Below are 8,975 nucleotides of genomic sequence, written 5' to 3'. Positions count from 1 at the left end.
TATAATCATCTTGCAGAATTATTTTTTTTACCATGATAAAAATTTTGCAAAAATCCTCTAGATACAATGAGTCCCTTTATTTTAAAAGTAAATAGATTAAATATTATTTCTTCTACTATTCCTCCTACACATCCTATATTGTCAATAACCTCTAATCCTTTAATAGTATTAAATTTTAGATAATTAGATTTATTTAATTTTTTAATAATCATATATTCATTAAAAGAAACTATATCTTCTATTAAAACATTTGCTGATTTTTTTAAAATAGTAGTTGGTGAAATAACAAATCCCCTTACACTATTAGCATCCATATCTATAAGTAAATCCATTATAGCACCGATTTTCTTTCCCTTTAAATCATAAACATCCATTAATATAAAGTCTTTTCTTCTATACATATTACCACCTAAAGATATTATAACCATCCATTAAATTTTAATACAAAAACAAGTCACTTTAAAAATTATAAATCATTTTTAAAGTGACTTGTTTTAAACTATAAATAATATGCTAAAACTTCTTGCCTTTATTAATTTCCATGAACATGCTCATGTATACACTCTGAATGAGTTTTCATCTCCCATGGTTCAAGTCCAACACTCTCTCTGTAGTTGTTTATAGCTTTATGAATAGCTTCTTCAGCTAAAACAGAGCAATGCATTTTTACTGGTGGAAGACCATCAAGTGCTTCTGCCACAGCTTTATTAGTTAATTCCCAAGCGTCTTCAACTGTCTTTCCCTTTATAAGTTCTGTAGCCATACTTGATGAAGCAATAGCAGACCCACAACCAAAGGTCTTAAATTTTACATCTTCTATTTTATTATCTTCTACTTTTATATATATCTTCATTATATCTCCACACTGTGGATTTCCAACTTCACCAATACCATTAGCATTTTCTATTTCTCCAACATTTCTTGGATTTCTAAAATGTTCCATTACCTTATCACTATACATCATAATTATCTTTCCCCTTTCTCTTTTAAAAAATCTTCCCAAAGTGGTGACATTTCTCTTCTCTTTCTTACTATCTCAGGTAAAGTTTCTAAAACATAGTCTACTTCTTCTTCTGTAGTCTTTGCTCCTAATGTTAATCTAAGTGAACCATGAGCTGTTTCATGTGGCAATCCTATGGCTAAAAGCACATGTGATGGATCTAATGAAGCTGAAGCACAAGCACTACCTGTAGACGCATATATACCAGCAAAATCTAAATCCAATAATAATGTTTCTCCTTCTATACCAATGAAGCTTACATCTAAATTACCTGGTAATCTTCTGTCATCACTAGGTCCATTTAATTTTGTATGTGGTATTTTTTCCATTATTCCATTAACTAATTTTTCTCTTAAATTCTTAAGTCTTTTTGATTCTACATCCATCTCACCTATAGCTAATTCTATGGCTTTTCCTATTCCCACAATGCTAGCAATATTTTCTGTACTAGCTCTTCTTCCTCTTTCCTGAGCTCCGCCATGTATTAGATTTTCTATTTTTATACCACGTCTTATATACAAAGCGCCGATACCTTTGGGACCATAAAATTTATGACCAGCTAAAGATAATAAATCTATGTTCATATCCTTAACATCAATATCAACATGTCCAACTGCCTGAACTGCATCTGTGTGAAATAGCACCTTTTTTTCTCTGCAGACCTTACCAATTTCTTTTATAGGTTCAATTGTTCCAATTTCATTATTTGCAAACATAATGGAAACTAAAATAGTTTTTTCTGTAATAGCCTTTTTTACATCCTCTACACTTACAAACCCTTCTTCATCTACAGGAAGGTATGTAACTTCAAATCCATTTTTCTCTAGAAATTTGCCTGTATGTAAAATAGCATGATGTTCAATTTCAGTAGTAATTATGTGATTTCCCTTATTCTTACGTGAAAGAGCTATTCCCTTTAGCGCCCAGTTATCAGCTTCAGATCCACCACCGGTAAAATATATTTCATCTTTTTCAGCATTAATAGCTTTAGCAACTCTTTCTCTAGCAATATCAATTGCCTTCTTTGTATTATCTGAGAAAGAATATAATGAAGATGGATTACCAAATTCTTCAGTGAAGTATGGTAACATTTCTTCTACCACCTCAGATCTTGTGTATGTAGTAGCTGCATAATCCATATAGACTCTTTTTTTACTCATCAATATTCACTCCTTTAAGTTTCATACTTTTGTAATCATCAACCATATCTTGTAATGTTATAGATTTAGTTACATTGTCTATGCTTTCTTTAAGTTTTGCCCACAGAAGCCTTGTAGCACAACAACTACTATTACTACATATACCATCTTCAAGGCATTCTGAAATTTCTATAGGTCCTTCAAGTATATCTAAAATCTGATTAACAGTTATTTCTCTAGGGTTTTTATTTAAAACATATCCACCTTGTGCTCCTCTAATACTTTTTATTAAATTTGATTTCCTAAGAGTAGAAAATAATTGTTCTAAATAGTACTCTGAAATACTTTGTCTTTCAGAAATAGTTTTAATTGATACAGGTAACTTTCCATAATTTATAGCTAAGTCTACCATAGCTTTTACACCATATCTTCCTTTTGTTGAAAGCTTCATTAGCTCACTTCCTTTATGGTACAACTATATAATTTTTTATATCAGAGTGTTTCACTAAACTTTATGTGATTATAATATCAAATCAGGGTAAAGTTGTCAACAATAATTTCTTTAATTTTTTATATTTTTTTTAATTAAAAATTAATAATATGCAATCTATTTTATTAAATCGATAATTCGGAGCAATAGATTCACAATTAGAAGCTATAAAAACTAACTTATAATTCATATTATTTTGTTAAATTATCATAATAGAGATGGGCTGTCTCAAAATAATTAAAGAGATGTCTCACAATGTACATCTATGCATTGTGAGACATCTCTCTTTATTTTTCTTATAAATTATCCTCTTAATAAACTTTCGCCCATTAAATATTCATCTACAGCTTTTGCTGCTTGTCTTCCATCATTTATAGCCCAAACTACAAGGGATTGACCTCTTCTCATATCTCCAGCAGTAAATACTCCTTTTACACTGGTCATATGCTTTTCATCAGCAGAAATATTTCCTCTATTATCTAATTTTAAATCTAAAACATCGATAACTCCCTCATGTTGTGGATGAACAAACCCCATTGCCAATAATACTAGGTCTACTTCTTTTACAAATTTAGAACCTGGCACCTCAGTAGGAACAAATCTACCTGTTGAATCCTTTTCCCATTGAACTTTATTTCCCTCTATAGCAGTAACCTTTCCGTTTTCACCTATAAACTTCTTAGTTTCAATACACCATTCTCTAATTGCGCCTTCTTCATGTGATGTAGAAACTTTCAAGGTTTTCGGATATAACGGCCATGGCATTGTGTCATCTCTTTCTTCAGGTGGTTTTGGCATTATTTCAAATTGATATACATTCTTTGCACCTTCTCTAATGGAAGTACCTATACAGTCAGAACCAGTGTCACCACCGCCGATAACTAAAACATTTTTACCTTTAATATCTATAGCATCTTTAGACACATCATCCCCTGCAACCTTTTTATTTATATAAGTTAAAAAGTCTACAGCGAAATGTACGCCCTGAAGCTCTCTTCCTTCAATTGGTAAATCTCTTGGTACAGTAGAACCACCACAGAGTACAACTGCATCAAAATCATCTAAAAGAGCATTTCCATCATAGTCAAAGCCTATATTAGTATTAGTTTTAAATATAACCCCTTCTTCTTCCATTAGGCTTACTCTTCTGTCTATTACCTCTTTTTCAAGTTTAAAATCTGGTATACCATATCTTAGAAGACCTCCAATTTTGTCATGTCTCTCAAATACAGTAACAGTATGACCAACTGAATTTAACTCGGCTGCCACAGCAAGTCCTGATGGTCCAGAACCTACTACAGCTACCTTCTTTCCTGTTCTAACTTTCGGTGGATTAGCCTTTATTAATTTTTCTTTAAATGCTTTTTCAATAATTCCAAGTTCAAGTTCTTTTATTGATACTGCATCAGAATTAACTCCAAGTGTACAAGCGCCTTCACAAAGTGCAGGACAAACTCTACCTGTAAACTCTGGAAAATTGCTTGTTAAATACAATCTCTTAAAAGCAGCTTCAAAATCATCATTATAAACCATATCATTAAAATCAGGCATTAAGTTTCCAAGTGGACATCCCCATGAACAAAATGGTGTACCACATTCCATACATCTAGCACCCTGTTTACGTAACTCTTCCTCTTTCATTGGAAGATAAATTTGTTTGTAATCCTTTATTCTATCTTTAACTGGACGTTTTTTCGCAGTTTCTCTTTTATATTCTTTAAAACCAGTTGTTTTTCCCATATTATCATCACTCCTATGCTCTCAAAGCAGAGACTTCTTTATTTTTCTCTAGCAAAATTTTCTTATAAGCAGTTGGTATAATCTTTTTGAATTTTTTCTGTGCCTTATTCCAGTTTTTAATTAAATTAGCTGCTTTTAAACTTTGAGTGCAATTTTCATGTTCTAAAATCATGCTGTAAACTTCCTCAATGTCATTTTCATCTAATTCATCTATATCAACAGTCTCATTTATAATTTTGTCTTTCAATGAATTATCTTCATCTAGAACATAAGCTATTCCGCCACTCATTCCTGCAGCAAAATTTCTACCTATGCCGCCCATAACAAGTACTGTTCCACCAGTCATATATTCACAGCAATGGTCTCCAACGCCTTCAACTACTGCTAAAGCTCCACTATTTCTAACCGCAAATCTTTCTCCTACCAATCCATTTATGAATAATTTTCCTTCTGTTGCTCCATATAAAATAGTATTGCCTGCTATTACATTTTCATCTTGCTTATAGCTTGCATTAGCTGGAGTCTTAATTATTATCTTTGCTCCTGATAATCCCTTACCAACATAGTCATTTGCTTCTCCATCAAGATTAAGTGTTAATCCACGTGCAGCAAATGCCCCAAAACTCTGACCTGCCGATCCTTTGAAATTAAAGTGTATTGTATCTTCTGAAAGTCCCTTATTGCCATATAATTTGGCAATTTTTCCACTTATCATAGCACCTACCGCTCTGTCTGTATTCTTAATCTCAAAATTAGCAACAACTTTACTTCCATTATTTAAAGCTTCTTGAGCTATTTTTATCAATTTATAATCCATTGAATTTTCAATGCCATGTTCTTGTTTCTTAACACAATATGGTTTTATTCTGCTTGGCATATCAGGTTTATATAGTACTCTTGAAAGATCTATTCCCTTTGCCTTCCAATGACTACTTTCATCTTTTACTTCTATTTTATCAACTCTTCCAACCATTTCATTCATAGTTCTAAATCCAAGTTTTGCCATATACTCTCTAACTTCCATTGCAATGAATGTTAAGAAATTTACTATGTGCTCTGGTTTTCCCTTAAAATTCTTTCTTAATTCTGGATCCTGTGTTGCAATTCCCATTTCACAAGTATTTAAGTGACAATTTCTAAGCATTGTACATCCGAGTACTACTAAAAGCGTTGATGCAAATACAAATTCTTCTGCTCCTAAAAGAGTAGCAACAACTATATCTCTACCAGTTTTAAGCTGTCCATCAGTCTGAACCACTACTCTACTTCTTAAATCATTTAATAAAAGTACTTGTTGTGCTTCTGAAAGTCCAAGTTCCCATGGTATTCCTGCATGTTTAACAGATGATACTGGTGAAGCTCCTGTACCTCCATCGTGTCCACTTATTAATATTGCATCTGCATGAGCCTTTGCAACTCCTGCCGCTACTGTACCAACACCCACTTCTGATACTAATTTTACATTTATCCTAGCTTCAGGATTTGTAGATTTTAAATCATAAATAAGTTGTGCCAAATCTTCAATGGAATAAATATCATGATGCGGTGGTGGTGATATTAAATCTATTCCAGGTGTTGAATGTCTAACTTTAGCTATAGCTTCATCAACTTTTTTACCAGGTAATTGTCCACCTTCACCAGGTTTTGCACCTTGTGCCATTTTAATTTGTAGTTCATCTGCATTTACTAAATATTCAGCATTTACTCCAAATCTAGCTGAAGCAATTTGCTTTATTGCACTTCTTTTCCAATCTCCATTTGCACCTTTTTTATATCTTACTGGATCTTCTCCACCTTCTCCGCTGTTGCTCTTTCCACCTATTCTATTCATTGCAATGGCAATTGTTTCATGAGCTTCTTTACTTATTGAACCAAAGGACATAGCCCCTGCGCAAAATCTTTTAAGTATTTCACTTACTGGCTCTACTTCTTCTATAGGAATTGAATTATCTTCTTTAAATTTAAACATACTTCTAATAGTACATAAATTTTTATCCTGATTATTTATAAGACCAGCATAATTCTTATATAAATCATAATCATTCTTTCTTGTAGAAACTTGAAGTTTAAAGATTGATTCTGGATTAAAAAGATGGAATTCTCCATTTGCTCTCCATGCATAACTTCCACCTTCATCAAGTTCAGAAACTGGTTTTCTAATTTTGTTGAAAGCACTTTTATGTCTTATTAAAACTTCTTCTGCAACCGTTTCTATTCCTATACCTTCTATTCTTGAAGGCGTTCCTTCAAAGTACTTATCGATGAAATCACTCTTAAGACCAATAGCTTCAAATATTTGTGCTCCATGATAACTCATCAAAGTTGAAATACCCATTTTAGATAGTATCTTAAGTAGTCCATGATTTACTGCATATATATAATTGTCTACAGCTTTTTTATAGGATAAATCTTTTATTTCTCCATCGTTAACCATAGCTTTTATGGATTGATAAGCAATGTATGGATTAACTGCTGTTGCTCCATATCCTAAAAGAAGAGCTGAATGCATAGTTTCTCTTGCCTCACCAGTTTCTATTATAATTGAAACTTTAGTACGGGTTTTTTCTCTAATCAAGTGATGATGTACTGCAGATACCGCTAAAAGACTTGGTATTGCAGCTTCATAGGAATTACTGCATTTATCACTTAAAACTAAAATATTATACCCTTTATTTACCGCACTGGATGCTCTTTCACATATTTTACCTAAAGACTCCTTGAATCCATCTATACCTGTATCATATTTAAAAGTAATAGGTATAGTTATTGCTTTAAAATCGTTATTATTTAATATCTTTATTTTTGACATCTCTAAATCTGTCAAAATAGGTGAATGTATCTCTATAAACGGATTATTATAAAGCTCTTTACTTAGTATATTTCCCTGTGAACCTATATAATTTATAAGTGAAGTTACAAGTTCTTCTCTTATTGGATCTATTGGAGGATTTGTAACCTGAGCAAATAGCTGTTTAAAATATGCAAATAATATTTGTGGTCTATTTGATAAAACCGCAAGTGGTGTATCATTACCCATTGATCCAAGAGGTTCTTTAGCTGTACTTGCCATACTCTTTAAAATTATCTTTAGGTCCTCTAATGTATATCCAAAAGCCTGCTGTCTTTCTTTTAATACCTCTGGTATTATTTGTGTGTCCTCTTCAAAACCATTTAAGTCATCTAAGTCAAATTTATATTTTGATATAGCTTCTTTATATGGCTTATCACAACATATAGACTTTTTAACTTCTTCATCACTTATAATTTTTCCCTTTTTAGTATCAAGTAAAAATATTTTACCTGGCTCTAATTTTCCCTTTTTAACTATATCTTCTGTTGCAAAATCTAAAACTCCAGCCTCTGATGACAGAAGTACTGTTCCATTCTTTGTTATTACATATCTAGCAGGTCTTAATCCATTTCTATCAAGTACTGCTCCTACTTGTGTTCCATCTGTAAATGTTACAGCTGCTGGGCCATCCCAAGGTTCTATTAATGAAGCATTGTATTCATAAAAAGCTCTCTTATCCTCATTCATTTCTTTATTTGCTTCCCATGCTTCTGGTATAAGCATCATCATTGCATGAGCAGGTGTTCTTCCATCCATAACCAAAAGTTCAAATACATTATCTAGTGAAGCTGAATCACTTCCATCTGGATTTATTATTGGAAAGAGTTTATTTATATTTTTACCAAAAACTTTTGATTCTAGGACTCCTTCTCTTGCATGCATCCAATTTCTATTTCCTCTTATAGTATTTATTTCTCCATTATGAGCTAAATACCTAAATGGCTGTGCTAAATCCCAAGTAGGAAAAGTATTTGTACTAAATCTTTGATGAACCAATGCAATTGCACTTTTAAAGTTTATGTCATTTAAATCCATATAGTAACTTGTAATTTGATCTGGAAGAAGCAATCCTTTGTAAATTATTTTTTTACTAGACAAACTACAAACATAAAAATAGTTTGCACCATTCTCCAATAATCTTTTTACTTCACTCTCAGCTCTTTTACGAATCATATATAATTTTTTTTCAAATTCATTCTGAGTTTTGCAATTGTTTTCTATAAATATTTGCTTTATTATTGGCTCCGAACCCTTGGCAGTTGTTCCTATAACTCTACTATCAGTTGGTACATCTCTCCATCCAAGAAATCCCTGTCCTTCTTCTTCAATTAATCTTTCAACTATTCCTTCACATTGGTGACAAAGCGTAGTTTCTTTTGGCAAAAACAGCATACCAACTCCGTAGTTTCCTTCCTTTGGTAATGCTATTCCTACATTATCACAGGCTATCTTAAAAAACTCATGTGGTATTTGAAACATAATACCAGCACCATCACCAGTTTTAGTATCAGAACCAACTCCACCTCTATGAGTTAAATTTACTAATATTTCTATTCCCTTTTTTATAATATCGTGGGTTTTCTCTCCCTTTATATTTGCCACAAAGCCTATACCACAGTTATCTTTTTCAAATTGTGAATCATACAGGCCTTGTTTATTTGGATAACCAATCTTTGAGTTCATTATTTTGCCCCCCTGAAATTTAAAATTATACTCATATTTTATATTTTCTATTGATATAATATCAATAGAAAC

At 32.1% G+C, this 8,975-nt stretch carries 6 protein-coding genes; all 6 read right to left on the bottom strand.

Annotated features, from left to right (window positions below; genetic code table 11):
- Positions 1–5: 5 nt before the first annotated feature.
- The 6 genes from RH99_RS04165 to gltB all read right to left on the bottom strand — a co-directional run bounded on the left by RH99_RS04165 (position 6) and on the right by gltB (position 8,903).
- Positions 6–428 (bottom strand): PRC-barrel domain-containing protein, encoded by a 423-nt coding sequence (locus RH99_RS04165; protein WP_243441446.1) that lies wholly within the window; start codon positions 426–428, stop codon positions 6–8.
- A gap of 104 nt (positions 429–532) precedes the next feature.
- On the bottom strand, positions 533–961 hold the full coding sequence (gene nifU / locus RH99_RS04160; RefSeq protein ID WP_010234368.1) for a Fe-S cluster assembly scaffold protein NifU: 429 nt from the start codon (positions 959–961) through the stop codon (positions 533–535).
- Between the two features lie 5 nt (positions 962–966).
- The gene (gene nifS, locus RH99_RS04155) at positions 967–2,160 is read right to left on the bottom strand and encodes a cysteine desulfurase NifS (RefSeq protein ID WP_010234365.1); all 1,194 of its coding nucleotides are present in this window, start codon (positions 2,158–2,160) and stop codon (positions 967–969) included.
- Positions 2,153–2,590, bottom strand: a complete 438-nt coding sequence (locus RH99_RS04150; RefSeq protein WP_010234362.1) for an RrF2 family transcriptional regulator — start codon at positions 2,588–2,590, stop codon at positions 2,153–2,155. Before RH99_RS04150 ends, nifS begins: the two co-directional genes overlap by 8 nt.
- A gap of 342 nt (positions 2,591–2,932) precedes the next feature.
- Positions 2,933–4,369, bottom strand: a complete 1,437-nt coding sequence (locus RH99_RS04145) for a glutamate synthase subunit beta (protein ID WP_010234359.1) — start codon at positions 4,367–4,369, stop codon at positions 2,933–2,935.
- A 13-nt stretch (positions 4,370–4,382) separates the two neighbouring features.
- Positions 4,383–8,903, bottom strand: a complete 4,521-nt coding sequence (gene gltB, locus RH99_RS04140; RefSeq protein WP_010234355.1) for a glutamate synthase large subunit — start codon at positions 8,901–8,903, stop codon at positions 4,383–4,385.
- Positions 8,904–8,975 lie beyond the last annotated feature (72 nt).

The sequence above is a fragment of the Clostridium arbusti SL206 genome, from assembly GCF_000246895.1.
GTDB lineage: Bacteria > Bacillota > Clostridia > Clostridiales > Clostridiaceae > Clostridium_I > Clostridium_I arbusti.
This window is presented reverse-complemented; position numbering and strand designations above follow the sequence as displayed.